This window comes from Dickeya sp. CFBP 2040 (assembly GCF_012273755.1).
GTDB lineage: Bacteria > Pseudomonadota > Gammaproteobacteria > Enterobacterales > Enterobacteriaceae > Dickeya > Dickeya poaceiphila.
This window is the reverse complement of the sequence record NZ_JAAVXH010000074.1, coordinates 81,439-100,668: the sequence shown is the minus strand read 5'-3', so window position 1 is coordinate 100,668 and position 19,230 is coordinate 81,439. Positions and strand designations below refer to the sequence as shown.

The following is a 19,230-nucleotide window of genomic DNA, read 5'->3' as shown; positions in this document are numbered from 1 at the left end:
GGAGTATTGATGATCTGATGTGCGGGGAATGACGCCATTTGTGCGGGCGAGATGAGCTGAAAGTGAAAAACGCACGCAATGTGCCTTGTTTGCTCTTAAGGATAATCTGGAGCAAACAAGGCCAGGCATGGTGAACGGTATTCTTGTGAACGGCAGCTGTGGACGGTACTGCTGATGTCGTCAGCCCCGGCTTCCCGGCCAGAACGGCTCGCCCAGCGTCAGCATCAACCGGTTGGCCCAGGCAAAAAACGCGGTGGACTGAATCAGGTCGAGAATCTCCAGCGTGTCCAACCCTTGTTCACGCAAGCGTGCCAGATCCTGTGCGTTGGCCTGCGATGGCGTGGTGGATAGCCGGGCGGCGAAGGTGATGATCGCCTGCCAGCGCGTGTTCTGTCCGGCGGCAAGATCTTCCCCCGGTGGTATTTCAAGCAGGCGTTGTACGGCGTCATGCTGCTTCGACAGTTGGCTGGCCTTGCGGGCGTGTACCGAGGCGCAATAAATACAGCCGTTTACCTTGCTGACGACGGCGGCAGCCAGTTCCCGGTCCTGACGCGGTAGTCCACCGGACGTATAGAAGATGCCCCTGTCGGTGAGGGTGCGTTGCTCCAGCACCGGCAGATTGCGGCCCAGCAAGCGGAAGTAGTCGGAATCGGTATGACCGAAACGCGCCAGAATGGCTTGCTCATCCGGGGTAAATGCCGCCAGCGGTTTGGCCGGGAGCCACGGTTCCCAGCCGAGTTCGCCCTGTGTAAACGCATTCGGGGCGGTTTTGCCGCTGTTGGTCAGCGCCTGGGTATGCCAGTGACCGGCGACGGCGGCGGGTGCAACGGGTGCCCGTTCTTCGGCGTGACCGGCCAGTAGTCGATAACCGTACAGCAAGCGGCTTTGAAAACTGACAAACGCGACCAGTTGCGACAGGGTGACGATATCGTCTACCTCCCAACCCGCTTGTTGCAGCGCCTGCAAGGATTCCGGTTGTGCGGCGACGGGCTGTAATGCCAGACGTTCGGCATGTTCCAGCGCCAGGCCCAGCGCTGCGCCGGGCGTCGGGGCCGGAAAATCCGCCAGCCGTTGGGCATAAAAGTGCTGTAAACGGGGGTTCTGATGCCAGCCGCTGACCTTTTCGGCGATGAAAAAGCGCAATGCCAGCGGTAACGTGTTGCTTGTCGTCTGGCTGAACAGCGCGTCGTAGCTGCCTTGCGTATGCCGGGTGGCGGCATCACGCGTCGCTCTGGCCTGCGCCAGCGGCGAATCCGGGGCGATCTCCGCCAGCGTATCCAATATATCGAATGTTGACTGTGTCATGCGACCTCCTGCCCGACCGGGCGGGTTTGTTTATCTTTAGCGGGCGACCAGCCCAGTGCGGGGGCAACCCGGGTGGCAATCAACTCCAGCGAGCGCAGAATATGGGCGTGTGGCGGGTCGATAGAATGCACCTGAAACGCCAGATCAGTGGTCCGCGCCAGCGAGCTGTCCGCCTGTAGTGAGGCAATGACGTCTTCCGGTGTGCCAACATGGCTGTCGAATGAGGCGATCAGCTCCTCTACCGAGCCGTTACGTGCCGGACGGCCCAACTGAGCCAGCCGGGCGGCGGAACGTTGCAGCCCGGTTTGCGCCAGTTGCAGCGCCAGCGCCCGGTCATCGGCGACGAATACGCTACGCGAACCCATGATGCGCGGTGTGACGCCGGACGGCAGCGCCTCCAGATAGGCGTCGATCATCGGGTTTTGCAGGTCGGCCAGCGTGGCATCCGGGAACGTCTCTGGGCGCGGCTGGGTACGGGACAGCATCAGCCCATCGCCTGCCCGACCAGCGCGGATAGCGCCTTCCACGGAAAACGTGGCCTGCCATACGCGGCGATTGAGGTGTGGGGCAGCTGGGTAAAGCTGATTGCCGTCAGCGCTCAGCGGCTCGCCCGCCCAGGCGGCGCGTACCTGTGCCAGGTAGCGCCCCAGAATTTCACCACGTTGCTCACTGCTGTGGCCGAACGCGGCGAACGATGACGGCGTGCCGCCGGAACCGATGCCGACCTCCAGCCGACCATTACTGAGCAGGTCCAGTACGGCGGTATCTTCCGCCACCCGCAACGGGTGTTCCATCGGCAGGGTAATCACCCCGGTACCAAGCCGAATGCGTTGGGTTTGCGCGGCGACTTGCGCCAGAAACACCAGCGGTGACGGCAGGCCGCCTTCGTCGGCGTGAAAGTGATGCTGTGCCACCCAGGCACTGTCGAAGCCCAGTTGTTCTGCTTTGATGATTTGTTCGGCGGCTAAGCGGTAACGTTGCCCGGCGGGCACGTCATCCAGCAAGCGGGTGAAAAACCCCAGACGTTTTTGAGTCATGATTAAATCCTTGTTGTAGTGTGTCCCTTAAGAGACGTGGTGCTGACCGGGAATCGCATCGATCAGCTCCTGGGTATAACGTTCAGCCGGTTGGGCAAAAATGCGCTCGACCGGCCCGGACTCCACCTGTTTGCCGTGGTACAGCACGGAAACGGTATCGGCTATCTGCCGCACCACCGCGAGATCGTGGGAAATAAACAGGTAGGTCAGCCCCAGCGAGGCTTGTAACTCGTCCAACAGGCGCAGGATTTGCGCTTGTACGGTGACATCCAGCGCCGAGACTGCTTCGTCCAGCACCAGCACTTTCGGTTCAAGCACCAGCGCACGAGCGATGGCGACCCGCTGACGCTGGCCGCCGGACAGTTCTGCCGGACGACGTTGCAGTAGCGAGGCAGGCAGCGCCACCCGCTCGAACATCTCATGAACCCGGCTGGCCCGTTCTGTGCGCGAGTGGCGGTTAAAGTTGCGCAGCGGTTCCTCCACGATATCGAATAACCGCTGCGACGGGTCGAGTGAGCTAAACGGGTTTTGATAAACCAACTGAATGGTCTGGCGGAACTGACGTAGCGCTTCACCGCGCAGTTGCGTCATGTCGGTACCGTCTATCAGAATGCGACCGGCAGTTGGGCGCTGGAAGCCAAGAATCAGGCGCGCGGTAGTGGTCTTGCCGGAGCCGGATTCGCCGACAATGGCGTGGGTGGTGCCGGGGGCCACGCTAAACGACACCGTATCCACCGCCCTAAATTGCTGCTTATGGTCTCCCACCAGTGGGAACTCCTGTACCAGTTGTTCCACCTGTACCATCGGCTGACCGGCGGCAGGCCGGTTCACCGCCACGCGTGATGGACGGTGAGTCAGCGAAGGGATGTTGGCCAGCAGGGTGCGGGCGTACTGGCTTTGTGGCGCACTCAGCACCTGTCGGGCTGGCCCCTGCTCCTGAATATAACCTTTCTGGAACACCAGCAGGCGGTCGGCACGCTCGGCCGCCACCCTGAGATCGTGGGTAACGAACAAAATGGCGGTGTTATTTTCCCGGCGCAGTTCGTCCAGCAGGTCGAGAATGCGTTTTTGCACCGTGACATCCAGCGCGCTGGTGGGTTCGTCGGCGATGATCAATGCCGGTTTCAAGGCGATGGCGATAGCGATCAGCACCCGCTGTTTCATGCCACCGGAGAGCTCGTGCGGGTACTGGCTGGCGCGAAGTTCAGGTTTGGTCAGCCCGACGCGCGTCAACAGCGTCAGCGTTTGCCGGCGCAGGCTACGGCGATCGCTTTTTTGGTGTAACCGCAGAATCTCGTCCACCTGCTCGCCGATGGTTTTTACCGGGTTGAGCGAACTGCCGGGGTCTTGCGGCACCAGGCTGACCACCCGGCCACGAATGCTGTCCAGTCGTGACGGCGACCACCGGCTAATCTCGGTGCCGTTGAGGCGAATGGCTCCGCGCGTCAGGCGACCGTTGTGTGCCAGCAGGCCGATCACCGCTTGCGCGGTGGTGGTTTTGCCGGAACCGGACTCTCCTACCAGCGCCACCACTTCGCCGGGCTGAATGACGAAGGACACCCCTTCCACGACCGTACGTTCACCGTCGTCATCACGGTAGGCGATAGCGACGTCTTCCAGCTCCAGCACCGGTGTGGCCGGGCTGTGTTGTAAACTCAGCGGCAGACTCATCGCGTTGGCCTCCGAATCGACTGGCTGATGCGATTGGTCGCCAGCACCACCGCGACCACCAGCAGGCCGGGGAAGGTGGTCAGCCACCAGGCGGTGGCCAGATAATTACGGCCTTCGGCGATGAGCAATCCCCATTCCGGCGTTGGCGGTGGTGCGCCGTAGCCGAGAAAACTCAGCGTAGCGAGTGCCAGAATCGCGCTGCCGAATTGCAATGCGGCGAATGCCAGTACGCTGGTGAGCGAGTTAGGCAGAATGTGGCGCCACAGCACGCCAAAGAAGGTGCCGCCGCTGCCAAACGCCGCTTCAACATAATCGCTGCGGCGCACGCGCAGCACTTCCGCACGCACCAGCCGGGTAAAATTCGCCACCGACGTCACGCCCACCGCGATAGCCGCATTCAGATTGCCGAACCCCAGCAGGATGATGACGCTCAGCGCCAGCAGCAAACCGGGAATAGCCAGTAGCACATCGACGCTGCGCATCACCACGGTATCCAGCTTTCCACCTACCGCGCCTGCCAGCAGCCCCAGCAGACTACCGAGTATCAAACCCAGCGATACGGCCACTACCGCGCCGGAGAGTGAATGCGCCGAGCCATAAACGATGCGGGTGTAGAGGTCTCGCCCCAGTTGGTCGGTACCTAGCAGGTACGCCCCACCCGGCGCCAGCCGTTGTGCACCCGGCACACCCTCAATCGGTGATGCATGGGTAAACAGGCCGGGGAACAGTGCCCATAGTGCCACGGTCAGTAGCACCAGCCAGGCGAGCACCAGACCGGGCTGTGTGGCATAACGGCGCAGACGCGGTGTTTTGCGCAGCAGCGGAAAGGTGATTTTTTCCAGTTGAATGCTCGCCATATCACACCTCCAATGCGGTTTTTAGCCGCGGATCAAGCAACGGGTAGAGCAGGTCGACCAGCAGGTTGACGACCACAAAGGCGGTGGCGGAAATCAGCACGATGGCCTGCAACACGCTGGCGTCCTGCGTATTGACGGCTTCCTGCGTTAACTGCCCCAGTCCGCTGCGGCCAAACACGGTTTCAGTGATGAGTGCACCAGCGATTAACTCACCCAGAAGCAGACCTGCCAGCGTCAGTGCAGGTAGCACGGCGTTGCGCGCCACATGACGCCATAACACACTCTGGCGGCTCAGGCCTTTGGCGCGCGCCACCGCCACAAACGGTTGTGCCAGTATCTGATCGATGCTGCGCATCAATACTTGAGCAATCGGGGCGGCAATCGGTACGGAGAGTGTCAGGACTGGCAAAACCAGTCCTTCCCATTCGCCGGGGTTGATCACCGAAACCCAGCCCAGCCGAAAGGAAAACACCTGAATCAATACGATGCCGAGCCAAAACGTGGGGATGGATATCAGCAGCGACGGTACGGACTGAAATAGCTGGCGCAGCCAGGCGAATGGCGCCAGCGCCGAGAGAAACGCCAGCGTGATCGCCAGCAGCAACGCCACGCCGAACCCCAGCACCGCCAGCAGCAAGGTGGGGGGCAGGTTGGTTGCCAGTAAGTCGCTGACGGGCAGCCCAGCCTGCAGTGACAGCCCGAAGTCGCCATGCAGCAGGCGCGACAGCGACGTTGCATACTGGGTCAGCAACGGCACGTCGGCACCGTAGGCCAGCCGCAATTGCGCGATTTGGCTGGCGCTGAGCCCCAGCTCCGGGTTCATGAATTTGATCAGCACCGCGTCACCGGGCAGTGCCTGTAGCAGCATGAACGACAAGGTAAATGCTGCCCACAGCACCAGCAGTGCATGTCCGAGGCGTGTCGCCAGATACGCTATACGCATGTTTTGCCCTCCGTCGCCGATGCCCGGTTACTTATCCAGCCAGGTGTTGTAGAAGCTGGGTCGGCCCACCGCCTCAAAGCTTATGCCTTTCGTGCTGGCGCGACCGGCGAACACCTGCGGCTCTTCAAAAATCGGAATCACATATGCCTTATCGATCAGGTAGTTCTGTACTTCGCCGACCAGTTCCAGCCGTTTGCTGCGATCCGTCGCGGAGGCGATGCCGTCCAACAGGGTATTAAGGTGGCTGTCTTCAAAGGTTTGTACCTTGTCGCTGGCTCCGCCCTTTTGCAGCAGCACATTGCGCAAGGTGGGGTAATACTGGCTTTTCAGCACATCCGGGTCCGCTCGGCCCACCATGCCCGGCGATACGCCGGTTTTCAGTGGGTCAAGACTGTCAACGGTTTTGGTGCCCGCATCACCTGCCAGTACGTTCAGTTTCACGCCCACTTTGGCCCACTGCTGCGCCACCAGTTGCAACATCTCTTTGTTCTGCGGCTGCGGCGGTGATTCGTAGGCGGTTAACACCAGCGATTGGCCGTCTTTCTGTCGAACGCCCTGCGCACCGATTTTCCAGCCTGCGTCGTCCAGCAGACGGGCGGCGGCGGCTGGGTCGAACGTCAGCTTATCGGACAGGTTGATGTAACCGGCGGCGGTTTTCGCCAGTACCGACGTGGCTTGTGGGTAGTTATTGGAATACAGCGTCTGGATGATTTCTTTCGGGTTGGTGGCGTCACTCAGTGCCTGACGCACGCGGATATCCGCTACCAGCGGGTTATCCGGGCGGAAGTTGATACTGTTATTCACCCCGCGGGTTGGGGCGGCGTAGATCCGAATACCCTCACTCTGCACCCGTTGTTCGTCATAGGCCTGAATTTGACGGATAAAATCCGCCTGACCGGAGACCAGTGCACCAATGCGCACACTGTCTTCCGGCGTCACCAGATAGGTGATGCCATCCAGATAAGGGCGCCCCTGATGTGCGAAACTTACCGGTGCCCAGTGGTAATCCTTACGTGCCACCAGTTTCAGTTCGCGCCCCGGTTTTTCGCTGCTGACCACAAACGGGCCGGAGCCGATGATGTGGGTGGCATCGCCCAACTGGTTAAAATTGCGGGCCAGTGTACTCAGCGACACCAGGCCAGAGCCGATAGCGGAGGTGCCTTGCAGGAAACCAGGCGACGGTTTTTTGAAGTAGAACTTCACCGTCAGCGGGTCGATCACTTCGCTGCGCTGGTAGTTGTTGATGACTTCGGAAATCGGCTGGTTGAGTTCTTTGTTGCCCAGCCCATAGGTGTCGAAATTTTTAGCGACGGCGTTGGCATCGAGCGGTGTGCCGTCAGAGAAGGTGACGCCGGGGCGTAACCGGAATGTGTATTCGGTGCTGTCGGCGTTAATGGTCCAGGATTCTGCAATCCAGGGTTCGATGTCCAACGTTTCCGGGTTCTGATACGTCAGCTTATCGGTAATTTGGTTGAGGATACCGCCATTAGGATAAAAACCGCCTGCGGGCGGATACAAATTGGTGTGCGGTTGTTGTTCCAGATAGATCAAGGTGCCGCCGGTTTTTGGCGCAACGTCGGCGGCCACCGCCTGTGCGCCATTTCCCAGTAGTGCGAATGAAACAAGCAGACCCATTCCCCGCTTCTGTTGAGCGTTCAAGAAACAAGACATGGTTTTTTCCTTTTAGTTATCAGAGTGATACCAGCCGCTATGCAGGTGACGTCAGGGCTGGAAAAAGGCTGTCATATGAAAGGGATACTTCCACAGGCATGGCAAAACCACAAAGTACAAAACCGGCAATGAATATCTGCTTTTGGGGTAAGTCAAGGCGGGCAGGCGAAGGGCGAACGCGACGCTTTTTTATTTCATAAAATTTGAATGATATCTACAAATAAACCCGTTTTTAACGAGCTGATAACAGGTCTATTATCACTTTTATCGAAGGCGATAACGCCTCCAGTAAAGAACACTAACCGAATATAATGTGAAGGATATCAACCATGAACGCTATCAAAAATATTGCTGTAGTTATCGCACTGGCTACCGTTTCTTTCGGCTCTTTCGCCGCGACTGAAGTACAGCAGTCTGCCAGCCAGTCTGTCGGTTCTGTCAGCGCCACGGCGAATACGCTGGATGGCCTGCAGGCTACGCTGTCTGAAAAAGCGGATGCCGCCGGTGCCAAATCATTTCGCATCATCTCCGCGACCGGCAACGACAACCAACTGCGTGGCGTAGCGGAAATCTATAACTGATTCATCAGGTTCTGTAGCATACAGGCCGCCTTCAGGCGGCTTGTTGCGTCTGTAATAATAGTGGCTGACTCACTGCCTCCCCCCCACAATATACGGGGTGCGGCAGTGAACTTGCCGATTCGTCAACCGTCTGACGATGCTCGCGGAATCAGGCGCCGCCTTCTTGTCGCGCCCGCTCCACCTCTTCGGCCAGAATGGCGACGCCCTGCTCGATTTTATCCGGCTCCGGCACATAGTTCATGCGCAGGCACTGGTGAACGTGCGGCCATTTCTGTTCCAGACCGGGGAAGAAGTAATGACCGGGCACCATCAGTACGCCGCGTTGTTTCAGCCGCTGATACAGCACCTCGGTGGTGATAGGCAGGTCTTTGAACCACAGCCACAGGAAGATCGCGCCTTCCGGTTTGTGGATCAGGCACACTTCCGGCGACAGATAACGACGAATGATGGCGATGGTCTGCTCCACCCGCTGGCGGTAGAACGGCCTGACCACATCGTTGGACAGCCGCAGCAGGTCACCGCGCTGAATCATCTCGTGCGCCAGCACCGGGCCGATGGAGCCGGGTGCCAGACTGACGATGCCGTTCATGTTGCCGAGCGCTTCAATCACCTGCTCAGAACCGATCACGATGCCGCAGCGGGAACCGGGCAAACCCAGCTTGGACAGGCTCATACACAGAATAATGTTCAGATTCCACAGCGGTGTGGCATCGCTAAAGATGATGCCGGGGAACGGCACGCCATAAGCATTGTCGATCACCAGCGGAATCTGGTGTTCACGGGCCAGCGCATCCAGATGCAGCAGTTCTTCGTCAGTCAGCACGTTGCCGGTGGGGTTGGTGGGCCGCGAGACGCAAATCATGCCGATATCATCGGTGATGTGCAGTTGCTCGAAATCAACGTGATATTTGAATTGCCCTTCCGCTAACAGCTCAATCTGGGGGCAAACAGAGACAAACATGTCCTCATCCAGCCCGGAATCAGCGTAGCCGATGTATTCCGGTGCCAGCGGGAACAGCACCCGGCGGCGCTGACCGTCGTCGGTACGCCCGGCAAACAAATTAAACAGGTAGAAAAACGCACTCTGGCTGCCGTTGGTCAGTGCAATATTCTGTGGTCCAATCTCCCAGCCGAACTGTTCACGCAGCAGGCCGGAGAGGGAATGCAGCAGTACATCTTTGCCTTGTGGGCCATCATAGTTGCACAACGCATCGGTCAGTTTTCCTTGCTCCAGCAGGTCACGGCACAACTGCTGAAAGTAGTCATCCATGGCCGGGATATGGGCCGGATTGCCGCCGCCCAGCATGATGGCGCCGGGGGTGCGCAGCCCGTCATTCAGGTCGTCCATCAGTTGGGTAATGCCAGCATGGCGGGTAAATTTGTTGCCAAAACGGGAAAAGTTCATAATTTGTCAATAAAAAGTGAAGCACAGGTAAACTACCACCATAGCGTGCGTATTGGTCTGGTGCAATCGCAATGGAAACCCCCCTTCGAATTTTTATTCTTATTATTTTTATTATCACGAGATAATTAACTTAAAAATGCAGGCCATTCGGTTTCAGCACTACCGGCTCATCTCCCCCCTTCCCCCCCAAAAAGCTGAACGAGTTTCAGCTTTTATTCGTCATAAATCACATTTTTTATGCAAACTTATTAGTAATGATTAATAAATCCGTGATGAATAATACAAATTTAGCGCAAAAAAAGCGCAGTTGGTTATCTGGTGATTACAGTCACATTCTCCCGTCAGCAGGATTTGTAGTCTTTCAGGCTCCACAGGCTTAATCAATTCAGCTTAAAAGGACGTATGGAATGAAAAATGTTCTGGCAATAAGTATCGCTCTGGCGCTGGTTTCCTGGCAGACATCGGCACAAACCTTTGTGCTGACAGATGCTGAAACCAGCACCGAAAAAGGAAACTGGCAAATTAACAGCGACATGCTGAAGATCAAGGATCAGCACTTCAGCATCGAACAAAAAGTGCTGCACGGCGGACGTCAGGAAGGCAGCAAAACCCTCACCATCACCAGCCCGAACGGGTTGCAAATCACCCTGAGTCCAACCCGCGGTATGGATTTGCTGCATGTGACCGGTAAAAACATCCGGCTGGGCTGGGATTCCCCGGTGGATGAAGTGGTCAACCCGAACACCATTACACTGGAAAGCCGTAACGGGCTGGGTTGGCTGGAGGGTTTCAATGAGATGATGGTGCGCTGCGGCTATGAGTGGACCGGGCATCCGGTCACCAGCGACGGCATGATCTATACCCTGCATGGTCGTGCCGGCAATACGCCGGCGTCAAAAGTGGTTGTGGATGTCAGCGACAAAGCGCCTTACACCATCACGGTGCGCGGCTTGCTCAAGGAAAACAGCTTTAAGAAATCCAACCTCGAAACCTGGACTGAACTGCGCTACGTACCGGGGAGCGAGTCGTTTACCATTCATGACGTGCTGACCAATAAGTCAGATTACGTGCGTGATTACCAGATTATCTACCACAGCAATTTCGGTACCCCGATTCTGGAAGAAGGGGCTCGTTTCCTGGCACCGGTGAAAGAGATTTCACCGTTTAATGACTACGCCAAGGCCGGTCTGAAAAGCTGGCAGACCTATAAAGGCCCGACTAAAGGCTTCGACGAGATGGTGTTTAACATGACGCCATACGCAGATAAAGAAGGCAAGACGCTGGCCGCGCTGGTCAATCGCGCAGGCGACAAAGGGGTTTCCATCGCGTTTGATACCCATCAGTTGCCGCTGCTGACGCTGTGGAAAAACACCGACACTCAGAAACAGGGCTACGTCACGGGCATCGAGCCTGGCACCAGCTACGCCTATCCGGTCACCATTGAACGCCAGCAAGGGCGAGTGAAGAAGCTACAACCCGGTCAAAGCACCACTTTCGAGCTGACTTACAGCTTGTTGAGCAGCCCGGCAGCAGTGCAACAAACCGAGCAGAAAGTGAAAGCGATTCAGGGTGATCGCACCACCACGCTGACCGAAAAACCGATTGCGGTGGAGTAATCGCTCTTCGCGCGAGAATCCTCCTTCCTGACTTCGGGAAGGAGGATTCTCAATTTGCGTGCTGAACTACTTCAGCACGTCCGGATTGACGCAGTTCTCTTTAACGTCACCACTGAGCGCGGCTATCAGGTTATCTACTGCGCAGGCCGCCATGTTGTAGCGGGTTTCATGAGTGGCGGAACCGATGTGCGGCAGTGCGACCACATTCGGCAGCGTCAACAGCGGCGAGTCCATCGACAGCGGTTCTTTCTCAAACACATCCAGACCGGCGGCGTGCAGAGTGCCATTGGTCAATGCCTCGATTAGCGCCTGCTCATCCACCACCGGGCCGCGACCGATATTGATCAGAATCGCGCTGAATTTCATTTTCGCCAGTTGCGCCTTGCCGATCAGATGGTGGGTTTCCGGCGTCAATGGCAGGGTAATGCACAGAAAATCCGACTCCGCCAGCAGGGTGTCGAGATCACAATAGCGGGCATTGAAACGCGTTTCTGCCGCGTCATGACGACGACGGGCGTTATAGAGCACCGGCATCCCGAAGCCAAAGTGCGCCCGCTGCGCCACCGCCAGACCGATACGCCCCATACCCAAAATGCCGATGGTTTTGTGGTGAACATCAATACCGTACCAATCTTCACCGATGTTGCGTGTCCATTCGCCGGCCTTCACCCGCTCGGCGGATTCCTGCGCCCGACGGGCGGTCATCAGCATCAGCGTCAGCACGGTATCCGCCACCGTTTCGGTCAATACCGTCGGGGTATGCATCAGCACCGCTTTCTTCTCATTCAGCGTCGCAAGGTCAATATTGTCGTAACCGACCGACACCGTGGATACCGCGCGCAATTTCGGCAGGTGAGACAGATACTCCCGGCTAACAGTATGCCCGGCCCCAATCAACCCTTCTGCACGCGCCAGTATCGGATGGTCGATGGGGGGCAAGCCATCAAAAACCGAAACGGTAGCGTATTGCTCCAGTTTTTGGCGTAAATCGTCAGGGATCTTTTTGTACAGGATGACTTCAGGTTTCATCAGTTCACTCCGGCTGATTGAGGCGATTGTCTGATTAAAACGACGCCTGAGGAATGGGTTGTCTGAGGCATGATGATCGACATGGCAAGAGACTGCAAGTCAGGTCGTAGTCGGGTGGCGCGTCTTCTGATGTACCAGAAGACGCGCTCCCGCTAAAAACCCCGGTATTGGCTGAAATCAGCAGTGTTACAAATAAAGATGAAACAAGTGGCAGCCAGCTACGCCAGCGGCGTAAATTGGTATGTTATAAAGTATCACCAATTAACGATAATGCAACTGTACCAGACACATTTCCCGGTTATCAAAACCTGATGTAACTCAGGGGATTACTGAGGCCAGTAACGCCTGATCCTGCCAGTGCATGATGAGTAAGCGTGACTGGGTTTCATGCTGGTCATTCTCCTGCACCACCACAAACCCCTGCTTGCGGTAAAACGCGCAGGCGCGCGAGTTCTGCTGGTACACCTCCAGCGTGAGCGCCGAAAAACGGTGCTGAACATGCTGCATCAGCGCCGCGCCTACACCCTGACCGTACAGGCTATGATGGACAAACAGCGCCCCGACAAGACGCTGATCCATCACACTGATAAAGCCGCCGATGCCCTGCTCGCTCTCATAAACCCAGGTTTGCGAATGGGGAATGTAATGTCCGCGCACCAGCTCTTCGCTTTCCTGCCAATAGCGCGGTGAGATAAACGGATGCGCCAGCGTGGTGCTTTCCCGCCATAACCGCACCAACGGCTCCAGGTCTTGCGGCTGGTAGGGTCGGATCACAACGCCTCCGAAGCATGACAGAAACAATCGGTGGTATGGTCGTTTACCAGCCCGGCGGCCTGCATAAAGGCGTAACAAATGGTGGAGCCGATAAAGGTAAACCCACGTTTTTTCAGCGCTTTTGACATCGCATCCGATACCGCCGTCTTTGCGGGGACTTCAGCCAGCGACGCCGGGCGGTTGATCACCGGCTGATGGTTGACGAAAGACCAGATAAACGCGGCAAAATCATCCCCTTGCTGTTGCATCGCCAGCCAGGCGCGGGCATTGCGAATAATCGCCTCAATTTTGCCACGATGGCGGATGATGCCGGGGTCCAGCACCAGACGATCCACATCGTCATCGGTCATGGCCGTCACCCGATGCGGATCAAATCCGTGGAAACAATGGCGGTAGTGCTCGCGTTTTTTGAGCACGGTTATCCACGACAGTCCGGCCTGCTGCCCTTCCAGGCAAAGCAACTCAAACAGCGCACGGCTATCGGTGCAGGGTTTCCCCCATTCGTTGTCATGATAATCCTGATACAACCTGTCCTGCGTGACCCAGCCACAGCGTGTCATCCTCTTCCTCCTCCCCCAGTTGTGATCCCACGGCATTGTTGGTATTGATGATGGCCAGTTTCAGCACATCACCCGCATCGTGTGGCGATCATCAACCTACGCACGATGCGATGCAACCCTGCGCAGACAGGGACCACAACGGCTACCGCTGAAATCAAATGACCAAGAGTATAAGCGACAGGGGACAATAAATGGGGATTGAGTGGATGCTGGCCTATCTGGCGTTGGGCGCCGTGGTGGGGTTTATGGCCGGATTACTGGGGATTGGCGGCGGCGGCATCATGGTGCCTGTGCTAACGGCGCTGTTTGCCGCACAAGGTGTAGAAACGGCGCATTTGGTACATCTGGCGCTGGGTACCTCAATGGCGGCGATTGTGATTACCGCCATCTCCAGCCTGCGTACCCACCATCAACATCAGGCGGTGTTGTGGCCGGTGGTGTGGCGCATCACGCCGGCGATTCTGGTCGGAACCTTTGCCGCTACCTGGCTGGCGGCGCTGTTGCCCACTCGTGCGCTGGCGATTTTCTTTTCCTGTTTTATGGCATATGTCTCGTTGCAGATGGTGCTGAACATTAAGCCCAAACCTCACCGTCAGTTGCCAGGCTTACCGGGTATGTCGCTGGCCGGGTTGACCATCGGCGGTATTTCCGCGCTGGTGGCGATTGGCGGCGGCTCACTCACCGTGCCGTTTCTGAGCTGGTGCAACGTGCGCATCCAGCAGGCTATCGGCACCTCGGCGGCGGTTGGGCTGCCGATCGCCCTCTCCGGCGCACTGGGTTACATGATAAACGGCTGGTCCGCTACCGGCCTGCCTGCGTTCAGCGTCGGTTACGTTTCGCTGCCGGCAGTGGCGCTGATCTCGGCAGTCAGCTTTTTCACCGCGCCGGTAGGCGCGCGTCTGGCGCACCGCTTGCCGGTCGCTACGCTGAAAAAGGCGTTTGCCGGGTTATTGTTGCTGTTAAGCCTGAAAATGCTGCAAACCGTGTTCACGGGGTGATCGCCAGTTCCCCCGCCAAACCTATCTTCGGCTCAAGTTAAAGTAATGCGGCTCAAGTTGTTGCCGCATTCTGGCTGTATATCTTGCATTCAGAGGGTATACTGGCGCCTTCATTGTAAAAACCACTTGTATCGCGTGCGAATCCAACATGCAAAAGTTTGATACCAAGACCTTTCAGGGCCTGATCCTGACATTACAGGATTACTGGTCGCGTCAGGGCTGTACCATTGTCCAACCGCTGGACATGGAAGTCGGTGCCGGCACCTCTCACCCCATGACCTGCCTGCGCGCACTCGGCCCGGAACCGATTGCCGCCGCCTATGTGCAGCCGTCACGCCGCCCAACCGACGGACGCTACGGTGAGAACCCGAACCGCCTGCAACACTACTACCAGTTTCAGGTGATCATTAAGCCGTCGCCAGACAACATTCAGGAACTGTACCTCGGTTCGCTGAAAGAGCTGGGAATGGACCCGACCATTCACGATATTCGTTTCGTGGAAGATAACTGGGAAAACCCGACGCTGGGTGCCTGGGGACTGGGCTGGGAAGTGTGGCTGAACGGGATGGAAGTCACTCAGTTCACCTATTTCCAGCAGGTGGGTGGTTTGGAATGCAAACCGGTAACCGGCGAGATTACTTACGGTCTGGAACGTCTGGCGATGTACATTCAGGGCGTGGACAGCGTCTATGATCTGGTGTGGAGCGATGGCCCACTCGGCAAAACCACCTACGGCGACGTGTTCCATCAAAACGAAGTGGAGCAATCGACTTATAACTTCGAATACGCCGACGTGGATTTCCTGTTTACCTGCTTCGAGCAGTATGAAAAAGAAGCCCAACAGTTGCTGGCACTGGAAAAACCGCTGCCGCTGCCTGCTTACGAGCGCATTCTGAAAGCTGCCCACAGCTTCAACCTGCTGGATGCGCGCAAAGCCATTTCCGTGACCGAACGTCAGCGCTACATCCTGCGAATTCGTACCCTGACCAAAGCGGTGGCGGAAGCCTACTATGCCTCTCGTGAGGCGCTGGGCTTCCCGATGTGCAATCGTAAACAGAGCTGAGAGGCAGCGATGACAGACAAAACATTTTTGGTGGAAATCGGCACCGAAGAGCTGCCGCCAAAGGCTTTGCGTACGCTGGCGGAATCGTTTGCCGCCAATTTTACTGCTGAACTGGATGCTGCCGGGCTGGGTTATCAGTCGGTCAACTGGTTTGCCGCTCCGCGCCGTCTGGCGTTGAAAGTGGCCGGTTTAAGCGCCTCCCAGCCGGACAGGGAGGTAGAAAAACGTGGACCAGCCATCGCGCAGGCGTTTGATGCCGAAGGCAAACCCACTAAAGCCGCAGAAGGCTGGGCACGCGGTTGCGGCATCACCGTCGAGCAGGCCGAGCGCCTGACCACCGACAAAGGCGAATGGCTGCTGTTCCGTGCGCAGGTAAAAGGCGAAGCGGCACAAACGCTGCTGCCGGGCATGGTCAGCACCGCGCTTTCGAAATTGCCGATTCCGAAACTGATGCGCTGGGGCGATAACGACACCCAGTTTGTGCGCCCAGTACACACCGTGACCCTGCTGCTGGGTGATGAACTGATCCCCGGTACCGTGCTGGGCATTGATTCTGCGCGTACCATCCGTGGTCACCGCTTTATGGGCGAGCCGGAATTCACCATTGATAACGCCGACCAGTACCCGCAGATTCTGCAGGAACGTGGCAAGGTCATCGCCGATTACGACGCGCGTAAAGCCAAAATCAAGGCCGATGCCGAAGCAGCGGCACGCAAGATTGGCGGCAATGCCGACCTGAGCGACAGCCTGCTGGAAGAAGTCACCTCGCTGGTGGAATGGCCGGTGGTGCTGACGGCGAAATTTGAAGAGAAGTTCCTGGCAGTGCCGGCGGAAGCGCTGGTGTACACCATGAAGGGCGACCAGAAATACTTCCCGGTTTACGACAACAGCGGCAAGCTGCTGCCGAATTTCATCTTTGTCGCCAACATTGAATCGAAAGACCCGCAGCAGATTATCGCCGGTAACGAGAAAGTGGTGCGCCCACGTCTGGCCGACGCCGAGTTCTTCTTCAATACCGACCGTAAAAAACGCCTTGAAGATCACCTGCCGCGTCTTGAAACCGTGCTGTTCCAGCAGCAGTTGGGCACACTGCGCGACAAGACTGATCGTATCGCGGCACTAACCGGCTGGGTGGCAGAGCAGATTGGCGCGGATATCAATCACGCCAAACGCGCGGGCCTGCTGTCCAAATGCGACCTGATGACCAATATGGTGTTTGAATTCACCGATACTCAGGGTGTGATGGGGATGCACTACGCCCGTCACGACGGCGAAGCAGAAGATGTGGCGGTAGCACTGAACGAGCAGTACCAGCCGCGTTTTGCCGGCGATGCACTGCCGTCATCACTGGTCGCTTGCGCACTGGCGATTGCCGACAAGATGGATACGCTGGCGGGGATTTTCGGCATCGGCCAGCATCCAAAAGGCGATAAAGACCCGTTCGCACTGCGCCGTGCTGCGCTGGGCGTGCTGCGCATCATCGTGGAAAAACGCCTGCCGCTGGACTTGCAAACGCTGACGGAAGAAGCGGCACGCCTGTACGGCGACAAGCTGACTAACGCCAACGTGGTAGACGATGTGATCGAGTTCATGCTGGGCCGCTTCCGCGCCTGGTATCAGGAAGAAGGTCACAGTGTCGACACCATTCAGGCGGTGCTGGCACGCCGCCCGACTCGCCCGGCGGATTTCGACGCCCGTGTGAAAGCGGTGAGTCATTTCCGCACACTGGAGCAAGCCGAAGCGCTGGCCGCCGCCAACAAGCGCGTGTCCAACATTCTGGCGAAATCCACCGAAACACTGAACGACAGCGTGCAGGCGGCGTTGCTGAAAGAGAAGGAAGAAATTCAGCTGGCGACGTATGTTACCGCGCTGACCAGCAAGCTGGCACCGTGGTTTGCCGAGGGGCGTTATCAGGAAGCACTGGCGGAACTGGCACAGTTACGTGAGTCAGTCGATAACTTCTTCGATAAAGTAATGGTAAACGCCGACGATCCGCAGGTGCGCATCAATCGCCTGACGCTGCTCAACGAACTGCGCAACCTGTTCCTGAAAGTCGCGGATATTTCGGTGTTGCAATAAGTGTGCAGATAGTTTTATTCACACGCAAAAGCCTCCTTTTAACGGAGGCTTTTTGTCATTAAGCGCTATTGACCACTGTTATCAATCAGAGCAAGGCACCCCTTCCCCTAATGACTACCGCGACGTAGTTACATAGCGGTTTCGGGGTTATCGCATGGTCACAAACTCTTCTGCCGCCGTCGGGTGAATCGCCACCGTATTGTCGAAGTCTTTTTTGGTCGCACCCATTTTTACTGCCACCGCAAAACCCTGCAGGATTTCATCCATGCCGAAGCCGATGCCGTGCACGCCAACGATTTTCTCTTCTGGTCCCACGCACACCAGCTTCATACGACACGGCTGGCGGTGCTGCGTGACTGCGGTGTACATGGCGGTAAAGGCAGATTTGTAAACCTTGACCTGATCGTCGCCGTACTGCTGGCGCGCCTGCGGCTCAGTCAACCCAATGGTGCCGATAGGCGGGTGGCTGAACACCACCGTTGGGATATTGGTGTAATCCAGATGCTCGTCCGGCTTGTTGTTGAACAGCCGCTCAGACAAACGACGCCCCGCCGCCACCGCAACCGGCGTTAACTCAACGGCACCGGTGTTATCGCCCACCGCATAGATGCCAGGCACGCTGGTGTTTTGAAACTTATCCACCACGATGTAGCCTTTTTCGTTGCGCGCCACACCCGCCACGTCGAGATTGATCTTATCGTTTGCCGGTTCGCGCCCTATCGCCCAAATCAGGCAATCCACGGTTTGTTCGTGCCCACTTTCCAGTTGCAGCGTCAGGCTACCGTCGGCGTTTTTCACCACCGCTTTGGGGATAGATTCGGTATGCAGCGCCGGGCCTTCGGTATTCATCACTTCAACCAGCGTGTCTACAATCAGCGGGTCGAACTGGCGCAGCGGCGCATGTTTACGCACAAACAGGTGAACATCGGCACCGAGCGCGTTCAGCACACCGGCGATTTCCACCGCGATATAACCGGCCCCAACAACGGCAACCCGCTGCGGCAACGCCGTCAACGCAAAGAAACCATCGGAATCAATACCGTGCTCCGCACCGGGGATGTCCGGGCGCGTTGGCCGGCCACCGGTGGCAATCAGGATATGGTCGGCGGTGATGCGCTCGCCGTTCACCTCCACCGTTTTCGCATCCACGAAACGGGCAAAGCCCTGAATCACCTCGACCTGATTTTTCCCCAGCACGTTATTGTAGGACTGATGAATACGGTCAATGTAGGCGCTACGGTTTTTCAGCAACGTATCCCAGTTAAACTGATTAACGGTGACATCAAAACCATAATCCGGCCCGTAGTGGTGAATGGCTTCAGCAATCTGGGCGGCGTGCCACATGACCTTCTTCGGTACGCACCCGACATTGACGCAGGTGCCTCCCAGGTACCTGGCTTCAATCAGCGCACATTTCTTTCCATACATGGCTGCACGATTGACGGAAGCAATGCCGCCGCTGCCGCCACCAATGGCGAGATAGTCATAATGTCTGGTCATCAGGGCTCCACGCTTGCTTTCAATAAATGTTCGATACAAGTAAACAGACCACTCCTGCCACCACACCCGATGCTGGCGCGGATAGCGGAGTACGAATCAACGAGTCATGCTAGCGAAAAGTGTAACGCCAGCGAGCAGGAT

General features: G+C 57.3%; 17 protein-coding genes. 6 read left to right on the top strand and 11 right to left on the bottom strand.

Features of this window, described 5'->3' with window-relative positions:
- Positions 1-180: 180 nt before the first annotated feature.
- The 6 genes from Dpoa2040_RS09820 to Dpoa2040_RS09795 are packed head-to-tail and all read right to left on the bottom strand — an operon-like array spanning position 181 to position 7,484.
- Positions 181-1,305 carry an alkylhydroperoxidase domain protein gene (locus Dpoa2040_RS09820; RefSeq protein WP_168641126.1) on the bottom strand — a complete coding sequence of 375 codons (1,125 nt, stop codon included), beginning with the start codon at positions 1,303-1,305 and terminating at the stop codon, positions 181-183.
- Positions 1,302-2,342, bottom strand: coding sequence for a putative FMN-dependent luciferase-like monooxygenase (locus Dpoa2040_RS09815; RefSeq protein ID WP_168641125.1), 1,041 nt, complete (start codon positions 2,340-2,342; stop codon positions 1,302-1,304). The genes Dpoa2040_RS09820 and Dpoa2040_RS09815 overlap by 4 nt, the downstream gene beginning before the upstream one ends.
- 27 nt (positions 2,343-2,369) lie before the next feature.
- Positions 2,370-4,013, bottom strand: a complete 1,644-nt coding sequence (locus Dpoa2040_RS09810; protein WP_042873616.1) for an ABC transporter ATP-binding protein — start codon at positions 4,011-4,013, stop codon at positions 2,370-2,372.
- Positions 4,010-4,870 carry an ABC transporter permease gene (locus tag Dpoa2040_RS09805; protein ID WP_168641124.1) on the bottom strand — a complete coding sequence of 287 codons (861 nt, stop codon included), beginning with the start codon at positions 4,868-4,870 and terminating at the stop codon, positions 4,010-4,012. The genes Dpoa2040_RS09810 and Dpoa2040_RS09805 overlap by 4 nt, the downstream gene beginning before the upstream one ends.
- A 1-nt stretch (position 4,871) precedes the next feature.
- A complete protein-coding gene (locus tag Dpoa2040_RS09800; protein ID WP_168641123.1) occupies positions 4,872-5,813 on the bottom strand; it encodes an ABC transporter permease in 942 nt (313 codons plus the stop codon).
- Positions 5,814-5,840: 27 nt separating this feature from the next.
- On the bottom strand, positions 5,841-7,484 hold the full coding sequence (locus tag Dpoa2040_RS09795; protein ID WP_168641122.1) for a TIGR04028 family ABC transporter substrate-binding protein: 1,644 nt from the start codon (positions 7,482-7,484) through the stop codon (positions 5,841-5,843).
- On the opposite strand from Dpoa2040_RS09795, the gene Dpoa2040_RS09790 reads away from it, so the two are divergent.
- Both Dpoa2040_RS09790 and Dpoa2040_RS09785 read left to right on the top strand, forming a co-directional pair.
- Positions 7,430-7,684: a hypothetical protein gene (locus Dpoa2040_RS09790; protein WP_168641081.1), complete on the top strand. Its 255-nt coding sequence runs from the start codon at positions 7,430-7,432 to the stop codon at positions 7,682-7,684. The two genes, Dpoa2040_RS09795 and Dpoa2040_RS09790, sit on opposite strands and share 55 nt — an antisense overlap.
- Positions 7,685-7,813: 129 nt before the next feature.
- Positions 7,814-8,065 carry a DUF1471 domain-containing protein gene (locus tag Dpoa2040_RS09785; protein WP_042873625.1) on the top strand — a complete coding sequence of 84 codons (252 nt, stop codon included), beginning with the start codon at positions 7,814-7,816 and terminating at the stop codon, positions 8,063-8,065.
- Positions 8,066-8,213: 148 nt separating this feature from the next.
- Here the strand turns inward: Dpoa2040_RS09785 and Dpoa2040_RS09780 are convergent, their stop codons facing one another.
- Positions 8,214-9,470 carry a valine--pyruvate transaminase gene (locus Dpoa2040_RS09780; protein ID WP_168641121.1) on the bottom strand — a complete coding sequence of 419 codons (1,257 nt, stop codon included), beginning with the start codon at positions 9,468-9,470 and terminating at the stop codon, positions 8,214-8,216.
- Between the two features lie 407 nt (positions 9,471-9,877).
- On the opposite strand from Dpoa2040_RS09780, the gene Dpoa2040_RS09775 reads away from it, so the two are divergent.
- Complete coding sequence (locus Dpoa2040_RS09775) at positions 9,878-11,086, top strand: aldose 1-epimerase family protein (RefSeq protein WP_168641120.1); 1,209 nt, start codon at positions 9,878-9,880, stop codon at positions 11,084-11,086.
- Positions 11,087-11,152: 66 nt separating this feature from the next.
- On the opposite strand, the gene ghrB is transcribed toward Dpoa2040_RS09775, so the two are convergent.
- From ghrB to Dpoa2040_RS09760, 3 genes are all read right to left on the bottom strand, one after another.
- Positions 11,153-12,115, bottom strand: coding sequence for a glyoxylate/hydroxypyruvate reductase GhrB (gene ghrB, locus Dpoa2040_RS09770; RefSeq protein WP_168641119.1), 963 nt, complete (start codon positions 12,113-12,115; stop codon positions 11,153-11,155).
- Between the two features lie 318 nt (positions 12,116-12,433).
- Positions 12,434-12,889 carry an N-acetyltransferase gene (locus tag Dpoa2040_RS09765; RefSeq protein WP_168641118.1) on the bottom strand — a complete coding sequence of 152 codons (456 nt, stop codon included), beginning with the start codon at positions 12,887-12,889 and terminating at the stop codon, positions 12,434-12,436.
- The gene (locus tag Dpoa2040_RS09760) at positions 12,886-13,449 is read right to left on the bottom strand and encodes a DNA-3-methyladenine glycosylase I (protein ID WP_168641117.1); all 564 of its coding nucleotides are present in this window, start codon (positions 13,447-13,449) and stop codon (positions 12,886-12,888) included. Before Dpoa2040_RS09760 ends, Dpoa2040_RS09765 begins: the two co-directional genes overlap by 4 nt.
- A gap of 191 nt (positions 13,450-13,640) precedes the next feature.
- Here Dpoa2040_RS09760 and Dpoa2040_RS09755 point away from each other — a divergent pair, with 191 nt between their 5' ends.
- From Dpoa2040_RS09755 to glyS, 3 genes are all read left to right on the top strand, one after another.
- Positions 13,641-14,447 (top strand): sulfite exporter TauE/SafE family protein, encoded by an 807-nt coding sequence (locus tag Dpoa2040_RS09755; protein ID WP_042873636.1) that lies wholly within the window; start codon positions 13,641-13,643, stop codon positions 14,445-14,447.
- Positions 14,448-14,595: 148 nt separating this feature from the next.
- Positions 14,596-15,510 carry a glycine--tRNA ligase subunit alpha gene (gene glyQ, locus Dpoa2040_RS09750; protein ID WP_012882795.1) on the top strand — a complete coding sequence of 305 codons (915 nt, stop codon included), beginning with the start codon at positions 14,596-14,598 and terminating at the stop codon, positions 15,508-15,510.
- Positions 15,511-15,519: 9 nt separating this feature from the next.
- Complete coding sequence (glyS, locus tag Dpoa2040_RS09745) at positions 15,520-17,589, top strand: glycine--tRNA ligase subunit beta (protein WP_042873638.1); 2,070 nt, start codon at positions 15,520-15,522, stop codon at positions 17,587-17,589.
- Between the two features lie 147 nt (positions 17,590-17,736).
- Here glyS and gorA read toward each other — a convergent pair whose 3' ends face one another.
- Entirely contained in the window at positions 17,737-19,089 is a 1,353-nt protein-coding gene (gene gorA, locus Dpoa2040_RS09740; RefSeq protein WP_168641116.1) for a glutathione-disulfide reductase, read from the bottom strand.
- Between the last annotated feature and the right edge of the window lie 141 nt (positions 19,090-19,230).

Bases quoted from the DNA above. Each gene is read 5' to 3' on its own strand.
- Dpoa2040_RS09785 (WP_042873625.1), top strand. From the start codon at position 7,814: ATGAACGCTATCAAAAATATTGCTGTAGTTATCGCACTGGCTACCGTT.
- Dpoa2040_RS09800 (WP_168641123.1), bottom strand. From the start codon at position 5,813: ATGCGTATAGCGTATCTGGCGACACGCCTCGGACATGCACTGCTGGTG.
- Dpoa2040_RS09760 (WP_168641117.1), bottom strand. From the start codon at position 13,449: ATGACACGCTGTGGCTGGGTCACGCAGGACAGGTTGTATCAGGATTAT.
- glyQ (WP_012882795.1), top strand. From the start codon at position 14,596: ATGCAAAAGTTTGATACCAAGACCTTTCAGGGCCTGATCCTGACATTA.
- Dpoa2040_RS09775 (WP_168641120.1), top strand. From the start codon at position 9,878: ATGAAAAATGTTCTGGCAATAAGTATCGCTCTGGCGCTGGTTTCCTGG.
- ghrB (WP_168641119.1), bottom strand. From the start codon at position 12,115: ATGAAACCTGAAGTCATCCTGTACAAAAAGATCCCTGACGATTTACGC.
- Dpoa2040_RS09815 (WP_168641125.1), bottom strand. From the start codon at position 2,342: ATGACTCAAAAACGTCTGGGGTTTTTCACCCGCTTGCTGGATGACGTG.
- Dpoa2040_RS09820 (WP_168641126.1), bottom strand. From the start codon at position 1,305: ATGACACAGTCAACATTCGATATATTGGATACGCTGGCGGAGATCGCC.
- Dpoa2040_RS09810 (WP_042873616.1), bottom strand. From the start codon at position 4,013: ATGAGTCTGCCGCTGAGTTTACAACACAGCCCGGCCACACCGGTGCTG.
- Dpoa2040_RS09795 (WP_168641122.1), bottom strand. From the start codon at position 7,484: ATGTCTTGTTTCTTGAACGCTCAACAGAAGCGGGGAATGGGTCTGCTT.
- Dpoa2040_RS09780 (WP_168641121.1), bottom strand. From the start codon at position 9,470: ATGAACTTTTCCCGTTTTGGCAACAAATTTACCCGCCATGCTGGCATT.
- Dpoa2040_RS09805 (WP_168641124.1), bottom strand. From the start codon at position 4,870: ATGGCGAGCATTCAACTGGAAAAAATCACCTTTCCGCTGCTGCGCAAA.
- Dpoa2040_RS09790 (WP_168641081.1), top strand. From the start codon at position 7,430: ATGAAACAAGCAGACCCATTCCCCGCTTCTGTTGAGCGTTCAAGAAAC.
- Dpoa2040_RS09755 (WP_042873636.1), top strand. From the start codon at position 13,641: ATGGGGATTGAGTGGATGCTGGCCTATCTGGCGTTGGGCGCCGTGGTG.
- gorA (WP_168641116.1), bottom strand. From the start codon at position 19,089: ATGACCAGACATTATGACTATCTCGCCATTGGTGGCGGCAGCGGCGGC.
- glyS (WP_042873638.1), top strand. From the start codon at position 15,520: ATGACAGACAAAACATTTTTGGTGGAAATCGGCACCGAAGAGCTGCCG.